Below are 24,754 nucleotides of genomic sequence, written 5' to 3' on the forward strand. Positions count from 1 at the left end.
CCGCACGGGACGTCCCCGGTGGCGTACGGCAGCCGCAGCACCCCGTCCGCGGTCCACAGCCCCGCCCCGGCCAGCCATCCCGGCGGCGCCGGGTAGTGGTGCACCCGCCGCTCGGCCGGCCGCCACACCGCGACCCAGTTGCCCAGCGGACCGTCGACGCGCAGCGCCACCGCGCAATGCTCCGGCGTCAGCACCTGCCCCGGCTGGATCGCGAACGGGGTCACCGTGTACTCCGCCATCCGCAGGCACTCCGGGAAGCGCACCGGCAGCGTGCTGCCCAGAACGCCCCAGCCCAATCGTTCCTGCCCGGGGGAGGCCGCGTCCGACCCGATGAGGATCAGCCCGCTGTCCGGGTCGGCGAGCAGCAGCCGGTCGTCGCTGCCGGGCGCGATCTCCAGGAGAGGCGACACCTCCCCGCCGCGCTCCAGGTCCACCGCGACCGCCTTGGTGCGCCCGCCGATCTCCCGGTCCACGGCGAGCATCCGCCCCGCCCGGTCCAGCCAGACCCCGCCCGAGCAGCGCCCCGGGATCTCGGCCAGCCGCTCCGGCCCGAACGCGCCGCCCGCCACCAGCCACACCGCCGTGGAGCGGGGACCGGCCGCGAGGGCGTACGCCCGCATGCCGCCCGGCGCCGGCGGCAGCAGCCCGAGCCGGGTGCCGGCGTCGGGGCACTCCACCGCGCTCAGCGGCAGCTCGCCGGTGCCGGGGCCGGTCGGGTAGAGCAGCGAGAACACGTGCCGCTGCCCGGCCACCCGTCGATGGATCAGGACCCGCCCGTCACGCATGGGCTGCACCTCGGTGCCGGGCTCCTCCGGCTGGTGGCCGGGCAGCGGCACGGCGTACGGCTCGGGGCCGTCCAGCGTCCAGCGCTCCGGGAACCAGGAGCCGCCGTCCACCGCGAGGCGGGCGGCGTAGGCGCCGTCCGCGGTGATGGCGCAGCCCGCCGCCGGCGGCTCGCCGTTCCCCTCGGCAGCCGAGGGCGGTGGGGGTACCCCCTGCTCGAGCGAAGTCGAGAGCTTGGGGGACGCACAGGCCGTCATGGTTCGGTCACCTCCAGCGACGAAGCTAGTTTTCGCACGCACAGACGTGGGACCGGCCAGCTGCCGCTTCACACATAAGGATGGCCGGGCAGCGGTTCGCCTGAGGAAACGGGGGCGGATGTGCTGCCCGGGGCTCTTTGGGGACGCAGCCGGTACATCCCCCCAGAACAGCCAGGTAGCCTTTTCCCCGTGCCCCGTCTGTCTGAAGTCATCGCCGCGCTGGACAACCTGTGGCCCGCCGAGCGGGCCGAGTCCTGGGACGCGGTCGGCACGGTCGTGGGCGACCCCGACCAGGAGGTCGCCCGGGTCCTGTTCGCCGTCGACCCGGTGCAGGACATCGTCGACGAGGCGGTGAAGCTGGGCGCCGACCTGCTCGTCACCCACCACCCGCTCTACCTGCGCGGTACGACCACGGTCGCGGCCACGCACTTCAAGGGCCGGGCCGTGCACACGCTGATCAAGAACGACATCGCGCTGCACGTCGCCCACACCAACGCCGACACCGCCGACCCGGGCGTCTCGGACGCCCTCGCCGGCGCGCTCGACCTCCGCGTCGTACGACCCCTCGTGCCGGACCCGACCGACCCCGAGGGCCGCCGGGGCCTGGGCCGCGTCTGCGAACTCGACCACCCGCTGACCCTCCGCGAGCTGGCCGCCCGCGCCGCCGAGCGCCTGCCCGCCACCGCGCAGGGCATCCGGGTGGCCGGCGACCCCGAGGCCGTCGTGCGCACCGTCGCCGTCAGCGGCGGCTCCGGCGACAGCCTCTTCGACCAGGTCCGGGCGGCGGGCGTCGACGCCTTCCTCACCGCGGACCTGCGCCACCACCCCGTCTCCGAAGCGGTGGCCCAAGGTTCCCTCGCGCTGCTCGACGCGGCGCACTGGGCCACCGAGTGGCCCTGGTGCGAACTGGCCGCAGCCCAGCTCGACGAGATCTCCGACCGCCACGGCTGGGACCTGCGCGTCCACGTCTCCAAGACGGTCACCGACCCCTGGACCGCCCACGCGGCGTCCAATGCCACCACTAGCTCAACAGGAGCCCCCAACTGAACGCCGCGCCCGCCGACCAGATCCGACTCCTCGACGTCCAGGCCCTCGACGTCCGCCTGCAGCAGCTGGCGCACAAGCGGAAGTCGCTGCCCGAGCACGCCGAGATCGAGTCGCTGACGAAGGACCTCACGCAGCTGCGCGACCTGCTCGTGGCCGCGCAGACGGAGGAGAGCGACTGCGCCCGCGAGCAGACCAAGGCCGAGCAGGACGTGGACCAGGTGCGCCAGCGTGCCGCCCGCGACCAGCAGCGCCTGGACTCCGGCGCGGTCACCTCCCCCAAGGACCTGTCGAACCTCCAGCACGAGATCGCCTCCCTCGCCAAGCGCCAGGGCGACCTGGAGGACGTCGTCCTGGAGGTCATGGAGCGCCGTGAGGCCGCGCAGGAGCGGGTGGGCGAGCTGACCGGGCGGGTGGCCTCCGTCCAGGCGAAGATCGACGACGCGACCGCGCGCCGGGCGGCCGCGTTCGAGGAGATCGACGGCGAGGCGGCCACGGTGACCAAGGAGCGCGAGGTCATCGCGGGCTCGGTCCCGGCGGACCTGCTCAAGCTCTACGACAAGCTGCGCGAGCAGCAGGGCGGCATCGGTGCGGCCAAGCTGTACCAGCGCACCTGCCAGGGCTGCCGCCAGGAGCTGGCCATCACCGAGCTGGCCGAGATCCGCAAGGCCGCGCCCGACACGGTCGTGCGCTGCGAGAACTGCCGCCGCATCCTGGTGCGCACGGCCGAGTCCGGCCTGTAGGGACCGAAGCCGTGCGGGAGTTCATCGTCGAGGCCGACGGCGGGTCGCGGGGCAACCCGGGGCCCGCGGGCTACGGGTCCGTGGTGATCGAGGCGGCGTCGGGCGAGACCCTCGCCGAGGCGGCGGAGTACATCGGGATCGCCACCAACAACGTGGCCGAGTACCGGGGTCTGATCGCCGGCCTGCGCGCCGCGCACGCCCTCGACCCGTCCGCCGCGGTGCACGTGCGCATGGACTCCAAGCTCGCCGTCGAGCAGATGTCGAGCCGCTGGAAGATCAAGCACCCCGACCTGAAGCCCCTCGCGGCGGAGGCGAACCGCGTCTTCCCGCCGGAGCGGGTGACGTACGAGTGGATCCCGCGCGAGCGGAACAAGCACGCGGACCGGCTGGCCAACGAGGCGATGGACGCGGGCGGCCGGGGCGAGCAGTGGTCGCCGTCGACGTCCACGGCCGAGCTGGACGCGTCGGCGGCGGAGCGCGCACGGGCCGCGGCTCCCGAGCCGTCCGGCCCGCCAGGGGACGCCACGGCGGGCGCGGCACGCGCACGGGCGGCGCTGGCGGACGTACGGGCGGCCCGGACCGTCGCCGCGGACGGGCCGAAGAGTGCGGCGGCACAGCCGACGAAGTCGGCGCCGTCGGCAGAGGCGCCGAAGGAGACGTCGAAAGCGGCGCCGAAGGAGACGTCGAAAGCGGTGCCGAAGGAGGCGCCCGCCCCCGGCTGGTCCGCGCCGGACCTCGGCGCTCCCGCCACCTTCGTGCTGCTGCGGCACGGCGAGACCCCGCTGACGCCGCAGAAGCGGTTCTCGGGCAGCGGCGGAACCGATCCGTCCCTGTCCGACGTGGGCCGGGAGCAGGCCGAGCGGGTCGCCGCGGCGCTCGCCCGGCGGGGCACGATCCAGGCGGTCGTGGCGTCCCCGCTCACCCGTACCCGGGAGACCGCCGGGATCGTCGCCGCCCGGCTCGGGCTCGACGTGACGGTCGACGAGGGCCTGCGCGAGACGGACTTCGGCGCCTGGGAGGGGCTCACCTTCGGCGAGGTGCGCGAGCGTCACCCGGACGATCTGAACGCCTGGCTGGCCGACCCGGAGGCCCGCCCCACCGGCGACGGTGAGAGCTTCGCGGCGACCGCCACCCGGATCGCGGCCACGCGCGACAAGCTGATCGCCGCGTACCAGGGCCGCACGGTCCTGCTCGTGACGCACGTGACCCCGATCAAGACCCTCGTGCGGCTCGCCCTGGGCGCCCCGCCCGAGTCCCTGTTCCGCATGGAGCTGTCGGCGGCCTCCCTGTCGGCGGTGGCCTACTACGCGGACGGCAACGCGAGCGTACGGCTGCTGAACGACACGTCTCACCTGCGCTGATCGCCGACCTGCACAGGCGCTCACCCGCGCCGGGCCGCCCGCTCCCGCAGCAGCTCCGCTGTCGGCCCGTCCGCCGGCAGGAACGCCTCCAGCTGCAGTTCGGCCAGCGTGATGTCGACCGCGGTGGCGAAGGACGTCAGCGTGGTCAGCAGCCGCAACTCGCCCTCCGCGCAGCGCAGTCGGAGCGGGACGGCGAAGCCGAGGTAGTCCTCGTCCGGTGCGTACGGCGGTACGTACCCGGCGAGTTCGTCGGCCAGCGCGTCGAGCCCGGGATCGGGGCTGCGGGCGGCGCGCGCCCGGACGTTCTCCACGATGTGCCGCCCCCACGCGCCCAGGTTCAACACCCGCGGCGCCATCCCGCGCGGATGCAGCGCCAGCCGCAGCAGGTTGGCGGGCGGCTCCAGCAGCGCCGGGTCGGCCCCCTCCGTGAGCACCTCGAACGCAGCGTTGGCCGCGACGAGGTCACCGCGGGGCCCGGCCACGACCGCCGGATACGGCAGATGCCCCTCCAGGATCCCGCCCAACGCCGCGCGCACGGCACCCAGTTGGCTCGCCTCCAGCGGTGACTCGGGGTACGCGGGCGCGTAACCCGCCGCCAGCAGCAGCGCGTTGCGCTCCCGCAGCGTGAGCTCCAGCGACTCGGCCAGCCGCAGCACGACCGCGCGCCCCGGCACCGAACGCCCCCGCTCGATGAAACTGACGTACCTCTGTGTCGTCCCGGCCCGCGAGGCGAGTTCGAGCTGGCTGACCCGACGGGCGGTGCGCCAGCGCAGCAGCTCCCGGGCGAAGGCCGGTGGTTCGACGGTGGTCATACGCCCAGTTGTACGACACGGGTACGACATGGGTACGACATGGGTACGACAACCGGGCGTCGCCACCGCACTGACGCCGACTGCCCATACCCGGCCGGGAATTGAGGCCCCGCCCCCCGTCCGCCCAGCATGGCGGCATGCGCAGCTACCACATCGAGACGCCCGGCACCGTCGACGGCATCGTCGCGCGCGACACGGCCGCCCGCCCGGAACCCGGCCCCACCGACATCGTCGTCCGCGTGCACGCGGTGTCCCTCAACCGGCGCGACCTGCTGATCCTGGACGGGAGTTACCCGCTGAAGGCCGCCCCCGGCGTGATCCCGGTGAGCGACGGCGCCGGGGAGGTGGTCGCGGTGGGCGAGGCGGTCACCCGCTTCACCGTCGGCGACCGCGTCACCAGCACCTACTTTCCCCGCTGGATCGACGGCCGGATCACCCCCGCCCTGATCGACCAGCCCGGCGCCACGCTGCCCGGCATGCTCGCCGAGTACGTCCGCCTCGACCAGGAGGCGGCCGTCGCCGCCCCCGCCCACCTGAGCTGGGAGGAGGCCGCCTGTCTGCCCTGCGCGGGCGTCACCGCCTGGAACGCCCTCACCGGCGCCGACCCGGTCCTCCCCGGCGAAACGGTCCTGACCCTCGGCACGGGCGCGCTGTCCCTGTTCGCCGTGCGGTTCGCGAAGACCCTCGGCGCCGAGGTCGTCGCCACGACCTCCCGGCCGGCGATGGCCGACCGCCTCAAGGCCCTCGGCGCCGACCACGTCATCGACCACGCGCGGAACCCGGCATGGGGCCGGGCCGTCCGGGAGCTGACCGGCGGGCGCGGGGCCGACCTCGTCGTCGAGACCGGCGGACCGGACACCATCGAGCAGTCGGTGCGTGCGGCCGGCCTCTACGGCCGACTCGTCCTGGTCGCCGCCGGCGGCCCGCGCCGCCCGTCCCTGGAGATCAGTACGGACGCGCTGGCGTCGAGCCTGGTGAGCATGCGGCGGATCTTCGTCGGCAGCCGCACGCAGTTCGAGGGGATGAACCGGGCGATCACCCGGAACGGCCTGCGCCCGGTCGTCGACCGCGTCTTCGCCTTCGACGAGGTCCACGAGGCCTACCGCCACTACGCGGCCGGCGAGCCCTTCGGCAAGGTCGTCATCCGCGTGGCCTGAGCCCGGCCGCCTCCCGGGCCAGCGTCTCGACCCGCGCCCAGTCCCGGGCGGCGACGGCACCCGCCGGGACCATCCAACTCCCGCCCACACAGCCGACGTTGGGGAGGGCAAGGTACTCCGGGGCGGTCCCCGGGCCGATGCCCCCGGTGGGGCAGAAGCGGGCCTGCGGCAACGGACCGGCCAGCGACCGCAGATAGGCCGTACCGCCGGCCGCCTGCGCCGGGAAGAACTTCATCTCCCGCACCCCGCGCTCCAGGAGCGCCACCACCTCCGTCGTGGTCGACACCCCCGGCAGAAACGGCACCCCGGAGGCCCGCATGGCGTCCAGCAGCCCGTCCGTCCAGCCGGGGCTGACCAGGAAGCGCGCCCCCGCCGCCACGCACGCGGCCACCTGTGCCGGTGTGATGACCGTGCCCGCGCCGACCATCGCGTCCGGGACCTCGGCGGCGATCGCCCGGATCGCGTCGAGCGCGGCCGGCGTCCGCAGCGTCACCTCGACCGCGGGCAGCCCGCCCGCGACCAGCGCCCGCGCGAGCGGTACGGCATGGGCGGCGTCCTCGACCACGACAACCGGGACGACGGGCGCGAGATCCAGCAGCGACGAGGACATGCCGCTCATCCTGCCCGCGGGATGCAGTGTGCGCAAAGGTCATTGCACATGCTGCAATGGCTTCGCGGGGCGGGGCGAGGGCGTGGATCGGGGCGGAGGCGCGGATCGGGGCGAAGGCGTGGATCGTGGCGATGACGTCAGTGAACCTCCGTCACCAGCACGTCCAGCGACCAGGCCTGACCGGCCTTCGCGGGCGCCTCCGCCTCCACGACGTACCCGAGATCGCGCAACGCCTCGACCAGCCGGGCCGGGTTCTCGGGTGCCGTCCCCGACGCCAGCAGGCTCCGGACGATCCGGCCCTTCGTCGCCTTGTTGAAGTGGCTGACGACCTTCCGGGTCGGCGCGTGCAGCACCCGTACGGTCGCGGTCCGCCCCGCCACCTCGCCCTTCGGCTTCCAGGCGGCCGCGTAGGCGGAGGAGCGCAGGTCGAGGACGAGCCCGGCGCCCGCGGCCTCGGGCAGGACGGTGGCCATCGGGGCCCGCCAGTGCGCGCCCAGCGCGCCGAGTCCGGGCAGCTTCACGCCCATCGAGCAGCGGTAGGAAGGGATGCGGTCGGTCACCCGGACGGCGCCCCACAGCCCGGAGAAGACCAGCAACGAGCGCGCGGCGCGCCGCTTGGCGGCCGTGTCGAGGGAGGCCAGGCCGAGGGCGTCGTACAGAACACCGGTGTAGATCTCCCCGGCGGGACGCGCCCCGGCCGTGCGCAGCTCCGCGTTCTTCGCGACCTCGCCCCGCAGCCCCTCGCTCAGCCCGAGCACCTCACGGGCCTTCTCCTCGTCCCCGGCGCACAGCTCCACCAACTCGTCGAGCACGGCCTCACGGGCGGCACCGAGCCCCGGCAGGGACAGCGACTCCGGCTTCAGCGGGGCGCCACGGCCGGAGGATGCCTTTCCTTCGGAGGGAGGCAGCAGGACGAGCACGGGTTCTCCTTCTCTTCTAGAACTCGCTCTTCCAGAACTCGCCACAGCGTACGGCGTGCCACGGGGCGACCCCCGCCCTACTCTCAACACATGCCCCGCCGCCACATCCGCGTGACCGGCGCCCCCGATGCCCCTCTCCGGGCCGCCCTCACCGCGTTGCGCAGTCGCCTCGGTGTGCCCGAGGGCTTTCCGGCCGAGGTGCTCGCCGAGGCCGAGCGGGCCGCGAAGGCCCCCGTCCTTCCCTCGTACGAGGCCACCGACATCCCCTTCTTCACGGTCGGCCGGCCCGACGCCGGCGGCCTGGACCGGGCGACGCACCTGTCCCGGCACGGTGGTGGCTACCGCGTGCGGTACGCCGTCGCCGACCTCGCCGCCTTCGTCGTACCCGGCGGAGCCCTGGACGCGGAGACCCACCGGCGGGCCATCACCCTCCACTTCCCGGACCGCGAGGTCCCGCTGCACCCCGCCGTCCTCGGCGAGGGCGCCGCGAGCCTGCTGCCGGACCAGGACCGTCCGGCGGTCCTGTGGACGATCGACCTGGACGCCGAGGCGCGTACCCGGGCCGTCGACGTCCGCCGCGCCCTCGTCCGCAGCCGCGCCCGGCTCGACCACGCGGACGTGCGGCGGCGGATCGACGGCGGCACCGCCGAGGAACCGGTCGCGCTGCTCAAGGAGATCGGCGAGGCCCGCGAGCGACTGGAGGTCGAGCGCGGCGGCATCTCCCTGTGCGTGCCCGAGCAGGAGATCACCGAACGGGGCGCCGGCTATGACCCGACCTTCCACGCCCCGCCGCCCGCCGAGGGCTGGGCCGCCCAGCTCTCCCTGCTCACCGGCATGGCGGCGGCCGACCTGATGCTGGCCAACGGCACCGGCGTCCTGCGCACCCTCCCCGCCGCCCCGGACGGCGCAGTCGCCCGGCTGCGCCGTACCGCGCACGCCCTGGGCATCGACTGGCCGCACCACGTGTCGTACGCGGCGCTGGTCCGCTCCCTGGACCCGCACCACCCCGACCACGCGGCCTTCCTCCAGGAGTGCACGACCCTGCTGCGCGGCGCGGGCTGCACCGTCTTCCGGGACGGCGCCCTGCCCGCGATCACCACACACGCCGCCGTCGCCGCCCCCTACGCCCCCTGCACGGCCCCCTTGCACCGTCTCGCCGACCGCTACGCCGCCGAGCTCTGCCTCGCGGCCGCCGCCGGACAGGCCCCGCCCGACCGGGTGCTCGCCGCGCTCGACGCGCTGCCCGGGCGGATGGCCGAGGGCTCGCGGCGCGCGGGGACCGTCGAGCGGGAGGTCGTCGGCCTCGTCGAGGCCGCGCTGCTGCGGGACCGGGTGGGGGAGGTCTTCGACGGCTGCGTGGTGGACCTCGACGAGCACCGGCCCACCGCCGGGACCGTACAGCTTCGCTCGCCCGCCGCGACCGGCCGGATCGAGGGCGACCGCCTCCCCCTGGGGGAGCGGCTGCCGGTCCGGCTCACCCGGGCGGATCCGGGAGCGGCACAGGTGCTGTTCGTGCCCGCGTGAGCGCGCCTTTGAGCGCGCCCACGAGGTGATCGGCCTCGTCGGCGTGCAGACGGACCGTGGTCACCTCGCGGCGCCGCCCGAGGAGGCCGACGTGGGTGACGGGCCCGGTGAGGTCGAGGGTGACGGTGGTCTGCGCGCCCACCGCGATGTTCAGCGCGGCGGTGTCCGCGCCGTCGTGGGTGCTGCGCGTCTCGCGGCGCACGGTCGCGATCCGCTCCAGCGGTATGCGCAGGTCCAGCCGGACGCCGTTGCGGACCCGGACCGCGTCCGCCTCCAGCACGTGCGGGCGGACCACGGACGCCGCGTGCAGGGCGACGATCAGCACCACGGTGTACACGTCCAGCACGAGCACCACCCGGTGCACGCTCGGCCAGTCGCGCAGCAGCACGGACATGGTGAGCGTCTCGATCACGCACACGAAGGCGAACCCGGCCATCACGGCGCCCTGGCCCCGCGTATACCCGAACCCCCGCCCCCCGGCCGTCCCATGGGTGCGCCGGGCGATCCACAGCGCCAGGCTCGCCAGCAGCCGCGCCTCGTGCCGGACCAGGGCGTACGCCGTCCTCATGTCCGCTCCTCGGTGACGATCCGCAGCGCGCGCCGGATCGCCTCCGCCTGCGCCGGGGCGAAGTCCGCGTAGAAGGCGCGGAGGAAAGGGGCGTCCCGGTCCAGGTCCGCCTCGGGGACCAGCTCCGGCGGGATGCAGGCGGCGAGGGCCCGCGCCGCGTCCGCCACGCGCGGGTCGTCCGGGCCGGCGTCCGCCAGCCCGTCGAGCAGCGCGTACGCCTCCTTCGCCCGGTCCAGGTTCTCCGGTGAGCCGAGCGTGCCGCGCAGCGCGGTCAGCAGCCGTTCGCGTACCTCGGCGGGCGCCCCGGTGTCGAGCAGCGTGAGGATCTCGCGGTCCTTCGCGGCCATGGGGGAGTCGGAGGCGGGCAGCCCGGCGAGCAGCGGGGCCAGCTCGGGGGAGACGGGACCGTCGGCGGGCAGTTCCCCGGCGTCCAGCAGCGTCCGCAGCCGGGCCCGGCGGTCGCGGATCTCCGCCTCCTGCCGGGCCAGGTCCTCGTCCAGCTCGGTCAGCACCTCGACGAGGTCCTTGCCGGCGTCCTGGGCGAGTACGTCCCGTACCTCCGCGAGGCCCAGACCGAGTTCGGTGAGCCGCCGGATCCGGGCGAGTACGACGGCGTGCCGGAGGGTGTAGTTCCGGTACCGGTTGGGGTGCCGCTCCGGCTCGGGCAGCAGGCCCAGGTGGTGGTAGTGCCGCACGGTGCGCGTGGTGACGCCCACGGTGGCGGCGAGTTCTCCGATCCGCATGGAACCAGTACAGACGTTGACGTTGCGGCAAGGTCAAGCGCGGCGGGCGGGGGGTGTCCGCGGCACCCGACCAGCAAGCCGAGGACACCGCGGCATGGAAGCCGGGCCCAAAGGCGTTGTACCTCTGCGGAGCGCACGCGGGGGTTCGAGGGGGTACGAGATGGCGGAACAGGCACGCTGGACCCGGGCCAGGCTTGGCCCCTGCGGCCCACACCTCGACCTGCTGACGGCCCGCTTCGACAAGCACGTCTACGCCCCGCACGCCCACGAGGAGTTCACCGTCGGCGTCTGCGTCGGCGGCTCCGAGGTCATCGACTACCGCGGCGGCCGCATCCGCACCGGCCCGGCCTCCCTCGTCGTCCTGGCCCCCGGCGAGGTGCACACCGGCGGACCCGCCACCGCCACCGACGGCTACGCCTACCGCGCCCTGTACGCCGACCCCGCGCTGCTCGGCGACGGCGTCCGCGGCGGACAGCCGCACTTTCGCGAACCGCTCATCGACGACCCCGAACTGGCCGCGGCCTTCCGGTCGGCCCACACCGACCTGGCCCGCCACCCCGACCCCCTGGAGGTCGAGTCCCGCCTGCCCTGGCTGCTCGCCGCCCTGGTCAGCCGCCACTCCACGGCGACCATCGCCCCGGACCGGATCGCCGGCGCGCACGGGATAGCGCTGAGCGTCCGCGACCGCCTCGCCGACGACCTCACCACCCCGCCCTCCCTCGCCGCGCTCGCCGCCGACCTGGGCCTGTCCCGCTACCAGCTCCTGCGCGCCTTCCGTACGACGATGGGGCTCCCGCCCTACGCCTGGCTCGCCCAGTACCGGGTGACCCGGGCCCGCGCCCTGCTGGAGGCGGGACTGCGCCCCGCCGAGGTCGCACCGCTGGTGGGCTTCGCCGACCAGGCGCACCTCACCCGCTGGTTCCGCCGGGTGCTGGGGGTCACCCCGGCGGCATACCGCAACAGCGTTCAAGACACCTGGCGCTGACCCGGCCGAAACTCGCCGTATGACTGCACGCGGCTGGTTCCTGTTCTCCCTGATGGGAGTGGTCTGGGGCATCCCCTATCTGATGATCAAGGTGGCGGTGGACGAGGTGTCCCCGTCGATGGTGGTCTTCACGCGCTGCGCGCTCGGCGCGGCCCTCCTGCTCCCGTTCGCCCTCGGCCAGGGCGGCCTGACCAGGACCGTACGGACCCACTGGCGCCCCATGCTGGCCTTCGCGTGCATCGAGATCATGGTCCCCTGGTTCACCCTCACCGACGCCGAACGGCACCTGTCCAGCTCCACCGCGGGCCTGCTGATCGCGGGCGTGCCGATCGTCGGCGTGGTCCTGGCCCGCTGCCTGGGCGACACCGAACGGCTCGGCGTGCGCCGGGCGTCCGGGCTGGCCCTGGGCCTGGCCGGCGTCGCGGTCCTCACCGTCCCCCACCTGACCGGCGGCGACGCGCGCTCCCTGGTCGAGGTCCTGCTGACGGTGCTGGGCTACGCGACCGCGCCCCTGATAGCCGCCCGCCACCTCAAGAACGTCTCCACGCTCCAGCTCACGGCGCCCTGCCTGGCCCTGGCCGCCCTGGTCTACGCCCCCGCGGCCGCGGTCACCTGGCCGTCCACCGTCCCGTCCGCGCAGACCCTGACCGCCCTCGCCGGCCTGGGCGTCCTGTGCACGGCGCTCGCCTTCATCGCCTTCCTGGAGCTGATCAAGGAGGCGGGTCCGACCCGGGCCACGGTGTTCACGTACGTCAACCCGGCGGTCGCGGTGGCGGCCGGGGCGCTGTTCCTGGACGAGCCGCTGACCGCCTCCGTCGCCGCCGCCTTCACTCTGATCCTGGCGGGCTCGGTACTGGCGACGGCCGCCGGCCCGAGCGGTCCCGCACGCCCGGTAACATGGTCGACACGGCAGACGAGCCGGGCGGACGGCCGCGTGGAGTCCCCCTAGGGGGGCTTCCCGAGGAACGTCCGGGCTCCACAGGGCAGGGTGGTGGCTAACGGCCACCCGGGGTGACCCGCGGGACAGTGCCACAGAAAACAGACCGCCGGGGATCTCGGTCCTCGGTAAGGGTGAAACGGTGGTGTAAGAGACCACCAGTGCCCAGGGTGACCTGGGCAGCTAGGTAAACCCCACCTGGAGCAAGGTCAAAAGGAAACACCCCGGTGTTTCTGCGCGGACGTTCGAGGGCTGCCCGCCCGAGTCCGCGGGTAGACCGCACGAGGCCGACGGCAACGCCGGCCCTAGATGGATGGCCGTCGCCCCGGACTCCGCGAGGAACCGGGGAACAGAACCCGGCGTACAGCTCGGCTCGTCTGCCCTTATGGCCTTGACCTGGGAGTCAAGGCCGCTCCGGCGTCGGTGAAGTCCTTCGGCGTGCTCTCGTACGAGTCGAGGTCCGAATCCGCTAAGCCGCGGCGATCCGCCGGCGGACCGACTCCAGCCACTGCCGAAGTGACATCCCCTGCGGGGGCATCAGGTCGAGCCCCAGAGCCGTCGCCGCGTCGTGGAGTTCCTGGTCCGAGGAGACCAGGGCCAGGAGTTCACCGAGCTCTCGCGCTGCCCGTGCATGATCCTCCGGTTCGGATTGGCTGACGTACTCATCGAGAGCCTCGTCGCGGGATTCGTAGAGGTAGGAGAAATCCCGGTGGAAGTAGGCCCCGAGCAACTGGCTCACCTCGGGGAACCGCTCGTTCCATTCCCAGGCGTTCTGCGGGTTCGCCCGGGGAACGTGTGACGGGTCCTGCAAGAGCCGGTGGAGATGGTCCCTGGCGATGCGCAGGCAGTCCTCCACGCTTGCCCCCGTCGGTGGGCGGATGCGCGGCAGGTTCTCCACGTCGCCGGCGATCTCCTCGGCGAAGAGCCCGACCGAGAGCAGGTCGTCGATCTGCTGCACCGCCGTTGCGGCGCGTGCGGGATCCCGGGCGGTGACCCTGAGATAGGAGTCCAGACCAGGACCCGGGGTCTCCGGTGTGTCGGAGAACGTGAAGCCGGCGTACGCATAGGCCTCCAGCAGGTTGCTGAGTTCATGGAATCGCCGGCCCGGCGGAAGTGCCTGACTCATGGGTTGCTCCAAGCGCGCGTATCAGGGCTGGGGGCTCTGCTCAGCCAGGTGGGTCGCGGTGCGCGGGAGCGGGCGAGGTCGGTCAACTCCCTTGTCGACCAGCCTGATCGAAGGGTTCTTGATCGCGAACGCGATCAGGTCCATCCGGTCGTCCGAGGTGGCTCATCAGTGGTCCGGGCTTCGCCGCCCCTGCCGACGCGTCGCGCCGACCACGTGGCGTGTCCGGTTCGATACTGGGTCGTATGCGTGTCGAATACGATCCCGAGGCCATGGACAGGTCGGCCTTCTACAGGTTTCTGACCTCAGCCGTCGTGCCTCGCCCGATCGCCTGGGTGTCCACGGTCACCGCGGACGGGAGCACCGAGAACCTCGCCCCGCACTCGTTCTTCAGCATCGCCAGCACCGACCCGCCGATCGTCCAGTTCACCTCGATCGGCCGCAAGGATTCGCTGCGCAACGTCGAGGACACCGGGGAGTTCGTCGTCAACTTCTCCTCCCGGCCGCTGCTGGAGGCGATCAACGCCACCGCCGTCGACTTCCCCCGGCACGTCAGCGAGTTCGACGCCGCGGGCATCGAGCGGGAGGCCAGCAGGTGTGTGCGTCCGCCCAGGGTGGCCGCCTCCCATGTGGTCCTGGAGTGCCGGTCGCACACGACCTTGCGCATGGGCAACTGCACCCTCGTCTTCGGACGGGTGGTCCATGCCGCGGTGGACGAGGACTATCTCGTCGACGACCGGCCCAGCAGCGAGCGGCTGCGTCCGCTCACCAAGCTCGGCGGCGACGAGTGGGGCACGCTCGGCGACGTACTGCACCTGAGCCGCATCCCGTACGAGGAGCCCGGTCCCGGCTGATCCGGGCGTACGCCGACCGGAGTTCAGGCGCCCGCTCCCGACCAGCGCGGGGCGGGGCCGTCTTTCGCGCCGACGCGCGCTTCTTTCGCCCGGACGCGAGACGGACCACCCGGTCCGCGGGAAGAGCGCGTGCGGTGCGAGCGGCCCCGTCGGGCCGCTCGCACCGCAGGTGGCGGCCGGTGTCAGCCGGTCACCGTGAACCACACCGCCCGGGACTTCTTCCACTCCGGGTGCGTGAGGTCCTTCGCCTCCGTGCTGTCGCCGTAGAGGTCGGCGGAGCCGTTGTCGGTCAGGAGCTCGGCGCGGGCCGTCGGGGAGGTGAGGTCGGGGACGTCGACCACGGCCTCCCAGCCACCGGGGTCGGTGGTCGGCAGGTCGCGGAGCTTGACCGGACGGTCGGCCGCGTTGCCGGTCCAGGAGTAGAGGGCGTACGGGTCGGAGTTGTCGTCGGCCGCCCAGGAACCGGCCACGATCAGGTACTGGTTCGCGTCGTTCTTGCGGATGTCACGGACCGACAGACCGCCGAGGTCGAGCTCGATCGGGGTGCCGAAGGCGGCCGACGCCCTGCCCGCCACCACCTGGTCGATGTTGGTGACCGGCACGAGCAGGGCCTTGCCGCCGGGCACGGCGGGCGCGAGCGGGGCGCGGAAGCCGACGTAGGCGGTGGTCGTCGAGCCGGGGGCGAACTCCAGGCCCTCCACGTTGAAGCCGTCGATCTGCTTCGGCACCTGACCGGTCGCCGTGCCGGCCGCGAAGCCGTACCGGTCGCCGTGCGCCTCGTCCCAGGCCACCAGGTCGTCACGGAGCTTCTTGTACGAGCCGCCGTAGGTCAGCGTCGTGCCGCTGCCGCTGCCCGTCACCTTCGTGGTGAAGACCGTGTTCCGGGCCGACTTGTACTCGCCGTCCTTGTTGTTGCCCAGCGAGCCGGTCCAGTAGATCGTGTCGCCGACGCGGGCCGCGCCCTCGATGTCGACCTCCTTGGTGACACCCAGCCGCGAGCTGAAGTCCCAGGACTTCAGGGGCGCTCCGGAGGCGTTGCGGTCGTACAGCCGCAGGGCGTTGGACTCGTCGTCCGCCACGACGACATAGCCGCCGCCGACGTCGACCGCCGCCGACGCGTCGCTGGAACCGCTGAAGTACCGGGTGTCCGCGGGCTGTTGCACGGCGGCGGAGGCCGCGTAGTGCAGCGTCTTCGTCGCGGTCCGCCCGTCCACGCCGGTCACCTTCAGCGTCAGGTCGGTGTAGCCCTGTGCGCGGGCGTTGACCGCGACCTGCCGGGTGCCGCCGGTGCCGGTGAAGGTGACGTCCGTCGTGCGGGCCACGGTGGTCCGGCTGCTCAGGGACGCCGAGACCGTCAACGCGCCCGCGTCCGCACCGCTCTGAGCGACCGTCACCTGGACCGTCGGGTCACCGACCGCACCGACCGCGCCGGACAGGTAGGCCGTGGACAGGGCGATGGTCGGCGTTCCGTAGCTCACCGCGTGCGCCTGGCTTCCCATGCCCATGGCCGCGAGCGTCAGCAGCCCGCCCGCCACGGCAACTGTCCTACGGCCGCGGGGGAATACGTAGTCCTGCACTGGGACCCCTTCTTCGCGTCGATGTCGACGAGAAGGGTCAGTGCGCCTCGCCAACTGCGCGCGGCGCGGGCCCGTCCACGGGATGAACAGCCCCGGACGGACCCAGTGAACGCCCCGTCACCCGGGCCAGATGCCGAGCGAACACCTCCCGCGTGTCCGGGGTCAGGGTGCGCAGCGCCACCAGAGCCGTGATGACGACGTCGCAGAGTTCGGCCTGGACGTCGTCCCAGGTGTGGGTGACGCCCTTGCGCGGGTTCTGGCCCGTCGCCCCGATCACCGCCTCGGCGACCTCGCCGACCTCCTCCGACAGCTTCAGCATCCGCAGCAGCATGCCCTCCGCGCCGCCGATCGGCTGATCGGCGTCCAGCCAGGCCCACAGGGCGTCGATGGCGGACCAGAGGTCCTGGGCGGGGGCGTCCTGCTCAGTCATACGGAGCAGCCTGACACGGATACGGAGCGGCCCCCGCGCGCACGGACCAGCCCGCGGCACACACACCCACGCGCCGGTCGGAAGCGCGCCGCCTACTCCTCGAACAACGCCTCCTGTTCCCCCTCGCCCTCCGCCTGCCTGCGCACCCGCTGGTTCCGCGCGCCCACCACCACCGCCGTGACCGCCGCCGTCACCCCGAGGGCCGCCGGGACCATCCAGCCGCGGTCGAAGACGTGGCCGAGGGCGTGGTCGAGGGAGAGGCGGCCGGGGCCCGCGACGGCGAGGCCTGCGGCGGCCAGGCCGAGGGTCGCCGGGTACTCGAAGCCACCCTCCTGGGCGAAGAAGCCGTTGGGGGCGTGGACGGCGGACGCGCCCGTCATCCCGCCGGCCGCCGCGGCGCCGGCGGCGGGCGTGGCGAGCCCCAGCGCCAGCAGCGTCCCGCCGCCCGCCTCCGCGAGCCCCGAAGCCATCGCGCACGCCTTGCCGGGTGTGTAGCCGACGGACTCCATGAACTGGCCGGTCCCCTCGACACCACCCCCGCCGAACCAGCCGAACAGCTTCTGCGAACCGTGCGCGGCGAGCACCCCGCCAATGCCCAGTCGGAGCAGGAGCAGGCCCAGATCACGTCGGTCGTAACACGTCACGGTGACTCCCCATCAGGACAGGCAGACAGCAGGAACAAGTCCCCCTCCGCGTATCCACCGTCGCATCGGACACACCCGACCGGCCCGCCCGGGGCGCCGTTCGGGTGGCGGGGCCGGGGGAGCGATGTGAATCTGACTGACATGACGATTCAGACTGCCAAACTCAGCGATCCGGCCGTCCGGGCCTTCGTCACCGCCGTCAACGCCCATGACCGCGAGGCCTTCATGCAGCTCCTCGCCCCGGGCGCGACCATGGCGGACGACGGTTCCGACCGCGACCTCGCCGACTGGATCGACCGGGAGATCTTCACCTCCCACGGCCACATGGAGGTCGACCGGGAGGCCCGCGACGGCCGCTCCCTCGTCGCCCGCTACCGCAACGACACCTGGGGCGAGATGCGCACCAAGTGGGACTTCACCATCGAGGACGACGGCCGGATCTCCCGCTTCGAGACCGGGCAGGCCTGAACGACACCCGCACGCGAAAGGCCTTGCCCTCGTGTGCACTTCAGCTCCTACCGTCCCGGGCCATGGACACCAACACCACCGGCGTGACCGGCACCAGGACCCTGGGGCGCAGCAGGATCGAGGTGAGCGCCCTCGGCTTCGGCTGCTGGGCGATCGGCGGGGAGTGGGCGGACGCCGACGGGCAACCGCTCGGCTGGGGCAAGGTCGACGACGAGGAGTCCGTACGGGCGATCCACCGGGCCCTCGACCTCGGCGTCACTTTCTTCGACACGGCAGATGTCTACGGCCTCGGGCACAGCGAGCGCGTGCTCGGCCGGGCCCTCGGCAAGCGGCGTGACGACGTCGTCGTGGCCACCAAGTGGGGCAACGCCTTCGACGAGGACACCCGCACCCTCGTCGGCGCCGACGACTCCCCGGCCCACGCCCGCCGCGCCCTGGAAGCCTCCCTGCGCCGCCTGGGCACCGATCACATCGACCTGTATCAGCTGCACATCTCCGACGCGGATCCCGTCAGGGCCGCCGAACTCCGCGACTTGTGCGAGGAGTTCGTGCAGGAGGGGGTCATCCGCGCCTACGCCTGGAGCACCGACGACCCGGCCCGCGCCGCCGTCTTCGCACGGGGCGAGCACTGCACGGCCGTCCAGCACACGCTCAACGTCCTGCAGGACGCGCCACAACTCCTCGCGCTCTGCGAGGAGCTGGAGCTCGCCAGCATCAACCGCAGCCCGCTCGCCATGGGACTGCTCTCCGGCAAGCGGCGCACGGCGCTCGAAGCCGGTGACATCCGCAGCAGGCCCCCGGCCTGGCTCCAGGGATTCGGTGACGGCTCCGGCGTCGATCCGCGGTGGCTCGCCCGGGTCGACGCGCTGCGCGAGGTCCTGACCAGCGACGGCCGTACGCCCGCCCAGGGCGCCCTCGGCTGGCTGTGGGCGCGCAGCCCGCGCACCGTGCCGATCCCGGGTTTCCGTTCCGTCGCCCAGGCGGAGCAGAACGCGGGCGCCATCGCCAAGGGGCCGCTCGACGCCGGGCAACTGGCCGAGATCGACCGGATACTCGGGCGCTGAGCGGCCCCGACGGGAGCCCGCGGCTCAGCGGGCCCGGCCCCCGTACTGGACGTAGGGCTGCTCCCGGGTGCCGTGCGCCTGCCGCGCGTACGGTCCGCCGCCCTGCTCGGTCAGGGTGATCCGCCCGGCCTCGATGGTGGCCACGCGCGGGGCGCGGCGGGCGATGGACGAGTCGTGGGTGACCATGACGAAGGTCAGGCCGTGCTCCCGCCACAGGCCCTCCAGCAGGGCCATGATGTCGTCGCGGGTGCCCTCGTCGAGGTTGCCGGTGGGCTCGTCGGCGAGCAGCACCTTCGGCTTCTTGACCAGCGCGCGGGCGATGGCGACGCGCTGCTGCTGGCCGCCGGACAGCTCGGTGGGGACATGGCCGAGGCGCTCGCCGAGGCCGACCGAGCGCAGGGCCTCGGCCGCCCGCTCGCGGCGCTCGGCGGGCTTGACGCCGAGCGGGACCAGGGCCGTCTCGACGTTCTCCTGCGCGGTCAGCGTCGGGATGAGGTTGAACGCCTGGAAGATGATGCCGATCTTCTCGGCGCGCAGCCGGGTCAGCTTGGCCTCGCCGATGGTGGCGAGGTCGACGCCGTCCAGCTCGACGTGGCCGGCCGAGGGGCGGTCCAGGCCGCCGATCATCTGCAGGAGGGTGGACTTGCCGCCGCCGGTGGGGCCCTGGATGACGAGCTGGTCGCCGTCCTCGATGGTGAGGTCGATGCCGCGCAGCGCCTCCACCGTCTCCTTGCCGCGCGTGTAGCGCTTGGTGACGCCGGTGAGTCTGTACATGGGTTCTCCGTGAGTAGTGAAGGCGTGGGTGAGGAAGAGGGGGCGGGGCGCCGCGTCCCGGGGGGAGTGGAGGCGGCGCCCCGGCTCGGGGGTGTTACGCGACGCTGCGCAGGGCGTCCGCGGGGCGCATCCGGGAGGCGCGCCAGCCGCCCATGGCGCCGGCGATCAGACCGCCGGTGACCGCCAGGCCCACCGCGAGCGCGATGGTCGTCAGCGAGACCGGCGCGGTCAGGGCGATCTCCAGCTTGTTCGCGGCGGACTGCTGACCGGGACCGCCGCCGCCAGGACCGCCCATGCCGCCGCCCATGCCACCGCCGCCGCTGCCGAGCTGCGCGGTGAGCTTCGGGCTGATCGCGGTGACCGTGTAGGCGGCCGCGAGGCCCAGGGCGATGCCGAGGCCGCCGCCGATCAGACCGTTGACCATGGACTCGCCGACGACCTGACGGGTCACGTTGCGCGAGGGCCAGCCGAGCGCCTTCAGGGTGCCGAACTCGCGTACCCGCCGGGACACGGCCGAGGAGGTGAGCAGCGCGGCCACCAGGAAGGCCGCGGCCAGCACCGCGACGGACAGCCACTTGCCGACGCCGGCGGCGAGGCTGGAGGCGGTGGACAGCGAGCCGGAGACGGTGGAGGCGAGGTCGGAGGAGGTGGTGACCGTCGTACCGGAGATGTTGGCCTGGATCTCCTTCTTCACGGCGGCGATCCGCTTCGAGTCCGTCGCCTTGACGTAGATCGTGGTGACCTTGTTCTTCGAGTCGGCCAGCGTCTGGGCCTGCTTCAGCGGCAGGTAGACGTCGGTGGTGGACTCGCCGCTGTCGGGCGTCGCGACACCGATCACCGTGTACTTGGTGCCGGAGATCTTGAAGGCCGAACCGACCTTGTACTTCTTCGACTTGGCGTACGACTTGCTGATCACCGCGACCTTGGCGTCCGTCTGCGTCGCCGTGAACGTCCTGCCCGAGGTGATCTTCATCGTGGCCAGCGGGCCGAGCTCCTGGTCGGTGACGTCGACGCCGGCCACCGAGTAGCTGTTGACGTTGAAGTCGGCTCCGCCGCCCTGCACCTGCGGCTGGCCGGTGCCGCCGCCCGGACCGCCCTGGCCGCTGGTGCCACTGCTGCCGGAGCTCTGCGCCTTGCCCCGGGTGAAGGAGCCGTCGACCTTGGTGACGTTCAGGGAGAGGGCGCCGACCGCGCTCGCCACGCCCTTTTGCGCGGCGACCTTCTCGACCAGCGCGGACTTCAGGGCCTGACCGCCCTGCGTCATCACCCGGTCGGAACTCTGCGAGGTCTTGCCGCTCGACTTGGCGTCGAACTTGAAGTTCGGGCCCTGCGCGCTGCCGGCCTTGGGTGCGGTTTGTGCCTTGGTGACCGTCATGTCGGTACCGAGGCCGTAGAGCGATTTCAGGACCTTGTCCTGCGCCTGCGTCATACCGGCCGACACCGAACTGACGGTGATGACCAGCGCGATACCGAGCGCCAGACCCAGTGCGACGACCAGGGCCGCCTTCTTGCGGCGGCCCAGCTCGCGCTTGAGATAGATGCCAAACATCCCGTTCCTCGAAGGTTCTTGGCGCCCGCTGTGGGCGCGGCCACAAGCTAGGGAGGAACCTTTGTGGCGCACTGAGGAAAACGTGTGTCAGAGCTGAGAAAACGGGGTAAGAAGAAGGATTTTCATAAGACAGCAAATTCCTAGCCCGGAGAGGGTCTGCTCTTAGGAAACCCCTGTTGGGTGCGGTGTACGGTCCCGGAATGCGCGACTCCTCTCGGCTCACGCGGCGTGCCGCTCTCGGTCTCACGGCCGCCGCCCTTCCCCTGTCCGCCGCGGCTTCGCTGTCCACCGCCGCCCCCGCCTCGGCCGCGGCCGCCATCGGCGGCGAGCGGCTCATCCGCCACGGGATCCAGGTGAAGGGCGCCTCCGGACTGCCCAAGAAGCTCACGGCCCGCGCCTGGGTCCTCGCCGACGGCGAGAGCGGGGAGGTGCTCGCCGCGTACGACGCGCACCGGCGGCTGCCGCCCGCGTCCACGCTGAAGATGCTGTTCGCGGACACGGTGCTGGGGAAGTTCGAGCGGGCCGCGCGGCACAAGGTCACCGCCGCCGACCTGGCGGACATCCCGGCCGGCTCCAGCCTGGTCGGCATCAGGCCCGGCATCACCTACACCGTCGATCAGCTCTGGCAGGGCGTGTTCCTGCGCTCCGGCAACGACGCCGTGCACGTCCTCGCGCACATGAACGGCGGTGTCCCGAGGACGGTCGCCGAGATGCAGGCCAAGGCGGCGGACCTCCAGGCCCTGGACACGCACGTGGTCAGCCCGGACGGCTTCGACCACGAGGGGCAGCTGTCCTCCGCGTACGACCTGACCCTCTTCGCCCGGCACGGGCTCAAGGACGACGACTTCCGCGGCTACTGCGGCACCCGGACCGCCGACTTCCCGGCGGGCGGCAAGAAGACCTTCCAGATCCAGAACACCGACCGCCTGCTGACCGGGGCGTGGGGCCTCGGCACGTACCAGGGCCTGATCGGCGTGAAGAACGGCTACACCAGCCACGCCGGCAACACCTTCACCGGCGCCGCCACCCGCGGCGGCCGCACCCTGCTGGTCACTGTGATGCACCCCTCCACCGGCAGCAACGCCGTCTACGAGGAGACCGCCGCGCTGCTCGACTGGGGCTTCGGCGAGGGGAGTTCGGCGCAGGCGGTGGGTCTGCTCGTCGATCCGCTCAGTGAGGGCGGTGCGAAGGCGGGCGCGAACCCGACGGCGGCCGGAAAGCCGGTCCGCGCCGCCGCCGGCGCCCCCGGCTCACCGGCCGCCCCCTCGACCTGGCGCCTGCTGGAAGGGGCGGCGGGCACGGTCGCGTTGTTGGGGGCCGGGGCGTGGACGCTGCGACGCCGCTGGAAGGCCGCCACGGCCACGGGCGTCGAGGGTCGCAGCACAGGCGTCGACGGTCGCCGCGCGGCCGATGAAGACCGGCGGGCGGGCGACGGCGGACAGCGAGCGGGCGACGAGGGCTGGCGGGCGGGCGAAGACGGTCAGCGAGCGGCTGACGAGGGCCGGCAAGCGGCCGACGAAGGCCGGCGGACCGGCGGCAGAAGGCGTCGAGCGGCAGGCAAGGGGCGCCGGAGGGCCGGCGGGGCCCGCCGAGGGAGTGGCGAAGGATCCTGAGCCGCCGATGACGGATGCCGAGTCGTCGATCTGCGCGGCAGCCGTTCCACCCACCGGTGCGTACCCCGCGGTCCCACGCGAGGTCCCACCCCAACCCGGTGCGATGGAACGGCTGCCGCCTCCCCCCTCGGTGTGGTCGGCGGAACCTGAGTGCTCCAAGTGTGAAGTTCTTGTGGAGGAAGTTGAGCATAAGCCCGCGACCGGCCGCAATACCGCGGATGTTCAAATTCCGCTTGTGCAGGTTGAGGAGTTGACGACGTGTGGGATCGCTCAGCCCCGCCCGACGTACGGCATCGCCGTCGCCAGCACCGTCGCGAACTGCACGTTCGCCTCCAGTGGCAGCTCCGCCATGTGCCGCACGGTGCGTGCCACGTCGGCCACGTCCATCACGGGCTCGGGGGCGACCTCCCCGTTGGCCTGCAGCGCTCCGGCCTGCATCCGGGCGGTCATGTCGGTGGCCGCGTTGCCGATGTCGATCTGCCCGACCGCGATGTTGTACGGCCGCCCGTCCAGCGACAGCGACTTGGTGAGGCCGGTCAGCGCGTGCTTGGTGGCGGTGTAGGGGGCCGAATGCGGTCGGGGCGTGTGCGCCGCGATGGAGCCGTTGTTGATGATCCGGCCGCCCTGCGGGTCCTGCTCCTTCATCTGCCGGTACGCCGCCTGCGCGCACAGGAACGCCCCGTTGAGGTTGGTGTCCACCACGTGCCGCCACGCCTCGTAGGGCAGGTCCTCCACCGCCACCCCGCCGGGCCCGAACGTCCCCGCGTTGTTGAAGAGCAGGTCGACCCGCCCGAAGCGGTCCACGGTCGCCGCGAACAGCGCGGCGACCTGCTCCGGCTGGGCCACGTCGGTGCGCACGGCGAGGAAGTCCCCCTCGGGCGCCAGTGCCGCCGTGTCGTCCAGTCGCTGGGCGCGGCGTCCGGTCAGCGTCACCGACCAGCCCGCCCGCAGCAGTTCCACGGCGACCGCGCGCCCGATCCCGGAGCCGGCGCCGGTCACCACCGCGATCTTCGATTCCCTGTCAGTCATGCCTCCGCAGCGTAGGCCCCGAGTCCGTCATGCGGAATCCACTGTCCGCCATACGGTTGCCCGATCGCCCCGGATCCGGTCGCCCCGGAACCCGGTCGCCTCAGACGGGCACGACCTCACCCGGGTACCGCACCCCGGTCCGCTCCCGTATCGCGTCCAGCGTCCGCATCACCGCGAGGGTGCCGTCCAGCGGGACCAGCGGGGACTCGGTCTCGCCCGCCCGCAGCGCGCGCATGACCTCCTTCGCCTCGTGCCTCAGGCTGTGGCGCGGCCCGTCCGCCGGGTCGAGGGCGAACTCCTCCGGGTCACGGCCGTCGCGGTGCAGGACGAAGCGGTCGGGGTGGAAGAAGCCGTTCGGGATGTCGATGCGGCCGCGCGATCCGGTGACCGAGGCGGTGGTCGCCGTACCGCCGACGATGGAGCAGTGCACCGATGCGAGAGCGCCGCTCTCCCAGGAGAGCAGTGCACCCGTCTGGAGATCGATGCCCTCGTCGGAGAGCACCGCTCTCGCCATCACCTCCGCCGGTTCACCCAGCAGCAGCTGCGCGAACGACACCGGATACACGCCGAGGTCCAGCAGCGCCCCGCCGCCCAGCGCCGGGTCCCGCAGCCGGTGCGCCGGCGGGAACGGCCCGGCCAGCCCGAAGTCCGCCTGCACGGTGCGCACCTCGCCGATCGCCCCGTCGTCGACCAGCGCCTTCAGCCGCCGTACCAGCGGGTTGCAGTACATCCACATCGCTTCCATCAGGAAGCTGCCGCGCTCCCGCGCCAGCGCGACCAGTTCCTCGGCCTCGCGCGCGTTGAGCGTGAACGCCTTCTCGCACAGCACGTTCCGCCCCGCCTCCAGGCACAGCCCGGCCGCCACCCGGTGGGCCGCGTGCGGGGTGGCGACGTACACGACATCGATGTCCTCGTCCCGGGCGAGCGCGTCCCAGTCGCCGTACGCCCGCGGGATCCCGAACCGCTCCGCGAAGGCCTCCGCGGATTCCTGGCTGCGCGAGGCCACCGCCACGAGCTCAGCGTCCGGCAGATCCACCAGGTCCGCGGTGAACGCGGCCGCGATCCCGCCCGTCGCCAGGATCCCCCACCGCACGCCCTGCTCCGCCATCCCGGCCCCGCCCTCGCTCAAGTGAACCTCGGCACTGTGTACGAGCTGAGAGCATAGGTGGCGGTTCACCGGCAGAG

Annotated in this window: 23 protein-coding genes, 1 other RNA gene and 3 pseudogenes; 12 read left to right on the top strand and 15 right to left on the bottom strand. The window is 73.0% G+C overall.

Going from position 1 to position 24,754, the window contains the following annotated elements:
- A partial coding sequence (locus IPZ69_RS28670; protein WP_235457483.1) for a hypothetical protein occupies window positions 1–1,040 on the bottom strand: 1,040 nt, incomplete at its 3' end.
- A 189-nt stretch (window positions 1,041–1,229) separates the two neighbouring features.
- Here IPZ69_RS28670 and IPZ69_RS28675 point away from each other — a divergent pair.
- From IPZ69_RS28675 to IPZ69_RS28685, 3 genes are read left to right on the top strand one after another with little or no spacing between them, the layout of a single operon-like run.
- Window positions 1,230–2,087, top strand: coding sequence for a Nif3-like dinuclear metal center hexameric protein (locus IPZ69_RS28675; protein WP_235457484.1), 858 nt, complete (start codon window positions 1,230–1,232; stop codon window positions 2,085–2,087).
- On the top strand, window positions 2,084–2,827 hold the full coding sequence (locus IPZ69_RS47530; RefSeq protein ID WP_308407555.1) for a zinc ribbon domain-containing protein: 744 nt from the start codon (window positions 2,084–2,086) through the stop codon (window positions 2,825–2,827). Before IPZ69_RS28675 ends, IPZ69_RS47530 begins: the two co-directional genes overlap by 4 nt.
- Window positions 2,828–2,838: 11 nt before the next feature.
- Window positions 2,839–4,188, top strand: coding sequence for a bifunctional RNase H/acid phosphatase (locus tag IPZ69_RS28685; protein ID WP_235457486.1), 1,350 nt, complete (start codon window positions 2,839–2,841; stop codon window positions 4,186–4,188).
- Between the two features lie 20 nt (window positions 4,189–4,208).
- Here the strand turns inward: IPZ69_RS28685 and IPZ69_RS28690 are convergent, their stop codons facing one another.
- Window positions 4,209–5,000, bottom strand: coding sequence for a helix-turn-helix domain-containing protein (locus IPZ69_RS28690; protein ID WP_235457487.1), 792 nt, complete (start codon window positions 4,998–5,000; stop codon window positions 4,209–4,211).
- A gap of 137 nt (window positions 5,001–5,137) precedes the next feature.
- Here IPZ69_RS28690 and IPZ69_RS28695 point away from each other — a divergent pair, with 137 nt between their 5' ends.
- Entirely contained in the window at window positions 5,138–6,157 is a 1,020-nt protein-coding gene (locus IPZ69_RS28695) for a zinc-dependent alcohol dehydrogenase family protein (protein WP_235457488.1), read from the top strand.
- Here IPZ69_RS28695 and eda read toward each other — a convergent pair.
- Window positions 6,141–6,767: a bifunctional 4-hydroxy-2-oxoglutarate aldolase/2-dehydro-3-deoxy-phosphogluconate aldolase gene (gene eda, locus IPZ69_RS28700; RefSeq protein WP_308407554.1), complete on the bottom strand. Its 627-nt coding sequence runs from the start codon at window positions 6,765–6,767 to the stop codon at window positions 6,141–6,143. The two genes, IPZ69_RS28695 and eda, sit on opposite strands and share 17 nt — an antisense overlap.
- Before the next feature lie 137 nt (window positions 6,768–6,904).
- On the bottom strand, window positions 6,905–7,687 hold the full coding sequence (gene yaaA, locus IPZ69_RS28705; protein ID WP_235457491.1) for a peroxide stress protein YaaA: 783 nt from the start codon (window positions 7,685–7,687) through the stop codon (window positions 6,905–6,907).
- A gap of 90 nt (window positions 7,688–7,777) precedes the next feature.
- Here yaaA and IPZ69_RS28710 point away from each other — a divergent pair, with 90 nt between their 5' ends.
- Entirely contained in the window at window positions 7,778–9,211 is a 1,434-nt protein-coding gene (locus IPZ69_RS28710) for an RNB domain-containing ribonuclease (protein ID WP_235457492.1), read from the top strand.
- On the opposite strand, the gene IPZ69_RS28715 is transcribed toward IPZ69_RS28710, so the two are convergent.
- Complete coding sequence (locus IPZ69_RS28715) at window positions 9,162–9,779, bottom strand: hypothetical protein (protein WP_235457493.1); 618 nt, start codon at window positions 9,777–9,779, stop codon at window positions 9,162–9,164. The two genes, IPZ69_RS28710 and IPZ69_RS28715, sit on opposite strands and share 50 nt — an antisense overlap.
- Window positions 9,776–10,522 (bottom strand): MerR family transcriptional regulator, encoded by a 747-nt coding sequence (locus tag IPZ69_RS28720; protein ID WP_235457494.1) that lies wholly within the window; start codon window positions 10,520–10,522, stop codon window positions 9,776–9,778. Before IPZ69_RS28720 ends, IPZ69_RS28715 begins: the two co-directional genes overlap by 4 nt.
- A gap of 160 nt (window positions 10,523–10,682) precedes the next feature.
- Between IPZ69_RS28720 and IPZ69_RS28725 the strand changes: the two genes are divergently transcribed.
- The 3 genes and pseudogenes from IPZ69_RS28725 (at window position 10,683) to rnpB (ending at window position 12,824) form a co-directional block, all read left to right on the top strand.
- Complete coding sequence (locus tag IPZ69_RS28725) at window positions 10,683–11,507, top strand: AraC family transcriptional regulator (RefSeq protein WP_235457495.1); 825 nt, start codon at window positions 10,683–10,685, stop codon at window positions 11,505–11,507.
- Between the two features lie 82 nt (window positions 11,508–11,589).
- Window positions 11,590–12,306 (top strand): annotated as a pseudogene (locus IPZ69_RS47915) (DMT family transporter); the annotation flags it as partial.
- A gap of 115 nt (window positions 12,307–12,421) precedes the next feature.
- An RNA gene (gene rnpB, locus IPZ69_RS28740) (RNase P RNA component class A) lies at window positions 12,422–12,824 on the top strand.
- An 89-nt stretch (window positions 12,825–12,913) separates the two neighbouring features.
- Here the strand turns inward: rnpB and IPZ69_RS28745 are convergent.
- Together IPZ69_RS28745 and IPZ69_RS47920 are read right to left on the bottom strand one after the other, a co-directional pair.
- Window positions 12,914–13,570 carry a contact-dependent growth inhibition system immunity protein gene (locus tag IPZ69_RS28745; protein ID WP_235457498.1) on the bottom strand — a complete coding sequence of 219 codons (657 nt, stop codon included), beginning with the start codon at window positions 13,568–13,570 and terminating at the stop codon, window positions 12,914–12,916.
- Window positions 13,567–13,665 (bottom strand): annotated as a pseudogene (locus IPZ69_RS47920) (hypothetical protein); the annotation flags it as partial. The pseudogene IPZ69_RS47920 and the gene IPZ69_RS28745, both read right to left, overlap by 4 nt.
- Before the next feature lie 147 nt (window positions 13,666–13,812).
- Here IPZ69_RS47920 and IPZ69_RS28750 point away from each other — a divergent pair.
- On the top strand, window positions 13,813–14,421 hold the full coding sequence (locus IPZ69_RS28750; RefSeq protein WP_235457500.1) for a flavin reductase family protein: 609 nt from the start codon (window positions 13,813–13,815) through the stop codon (window positions 14,419–14,421).
- Window positions 14,422–14,603: 182 nt separating this feature from the next.
- On the opposite strand, the gene IPZ69_RS28755 is transcribed toward IPZ69_RS28750, so the two are convergent.
- From IPZ69_RS28755 to IPZ69_RS28765, 3 genes are all read right to left on the bottom strand, one after another.
- Window positions 14,604–15,926: a hypothetical protein gene (locus tag IPZ69_RS28755; RefSeq protein ID WP_235457542.1), complete on the bottom strand. Its 1,323-nt coding sequence runs from the start codon at window positions 15,924–15,926 to the stop codon at window positions 14,604–14,606.
- Window positions 15,927–16,035: 109 nt separating this feature from the next.
- A complete protein-coding gene (locus IPZ69_RS28760; protein ID WP_235457501.1) occupies window positions 16,036–16,428 on the bottom strand; it encodes a MazG-like family protein in 393 nt (130 codons plus the stop codon).
- 92 nt (window positions 16,429–16,520) lie between these two features.
- Window positions 16,521–17,072 carry a DoxX family membrane protein gene (locus IPZ69_RS28765; protein WP_235457502.1) on the bottom strand — a complete coding sequence of 184 codons (552 nt, stop codon included), beginning with the start codon at window positions 17,070–17,072 and terminating at the stop codon, window positions 16,521–16,523.
- Window positions 17,073–17,213: 141 nt separating this feature from the next.
- Between IPZ69_RS28765 and IPZ69_RS28770 the strand changes: the two genes are divergently transcribed.
- Both IPZ69_RS28770 and IPZ69_RS28775 read left to right on the top strand, forming a co-directional pair.
- Window positions 17,214–17,540: a nuclear transport factor 2 family protein gene (locus IPZ69_RS28770; RefSeq protein ID WP_235457503.1), complete on the top strand. Its 327-nt coding sequence runs from the start codon at window positions 17,214–17,216 to the stop codon at window positions 17,538–17,540.
- Window positions 17,541–17,602: 62 nt separating this feature from the next.
- A complete protein-coding gene (locus IPZ69_RS28775; RefSeq protein ID WP_235457504.1) occupies window positions 17,603–18,604 on the top strand; it encodes an aldo/keto reductase in 1,002 nt (333 codons plus the stop codon).
- Window positions 18,605–18,628: 24 nt separating this feature from the next.
- Here the strand turns inward: IPZ69_RS28775 and IPZ69_RS28780 are convergent, their stop codons facing one another.
- Together IPZ69_RS28780 and IPZ69_RS28785 are read right to left on the bottom strand one after the other, a co-directional pair.
- The gene (locus IPZ69_RS28780) at window positions 18,629–19,378 is read right to left on the bottom strand and encodes an ABC transporter ATP-binding protein (protein ID WP_235457505.1); all 750 of its coding nucleotides are present in this window, start codon (window positions 19,376–19,378) and stop codon (window positions 18,629–18,631) included.
- Window positions 19,379–19,472: 94 nt separating this feature from the next.
- Window positions 19,473–20,927, bottom strand: a complete 1,455-nt coding sequence (locus tag IPZ69_RS28785; RefSeq protein WP_235457506.1) for an ABC transporter permease — start codon at window positions 20,925–20,927, stop codon at window positions 19,473–19,475.
- Between the two features lie 200 nt (window positions 20,928–21,127).
- Between IPZ69_RS28785 and IPZ69_RS28790 the strand changes: the two are divergent.
- A pseudogene (locus IPZ69_RS28790) lies at window positions 21,128–22,315 on the top strand (D-alanyl-D-alanine carboxypeptidase family protein); the annotation flags it as partial.
- A 495-nt stretch (window positions 22,316–22,810) separates the two neighbouring features.
- Here the strand turns inward: IPZ69_RS28790 and IPZ69_RS28795 are convergent.
- A complete protein-coding gene (locus IPZ69_RS28795; protein WP_235457508.1) occupies window positions 22,811–23,569 on the bottom strand; it encodes an SDR family oxidoreductase in 759 nt (252 codons plus the stop codon).
- Window positions 23,570–23,669: 100 nt separating this feature from the next.
- A complete protein-coding gene (locus IPZ69_RS28800) occupies window positions 23,670–24,677 on the bottom strand; it encodes a Gfo/Idh/MocA family protein (protein WP_235457509.1) in 1,008 nt (335 codons plus the stop codon).
- Between the last annotated feature and the right edge of the window lie 77 nt (window positions 24,678–24,754).

Source organism: Streptomyces olivochromogenes (assembly GCF_021538895.1).
Lineage (GTDB): Bacteria > Actinomycetota > Actinomycetes > Streptomycetales > Streptomycetaceae > Streptomyces > Streptomyces olivochromogenes_A.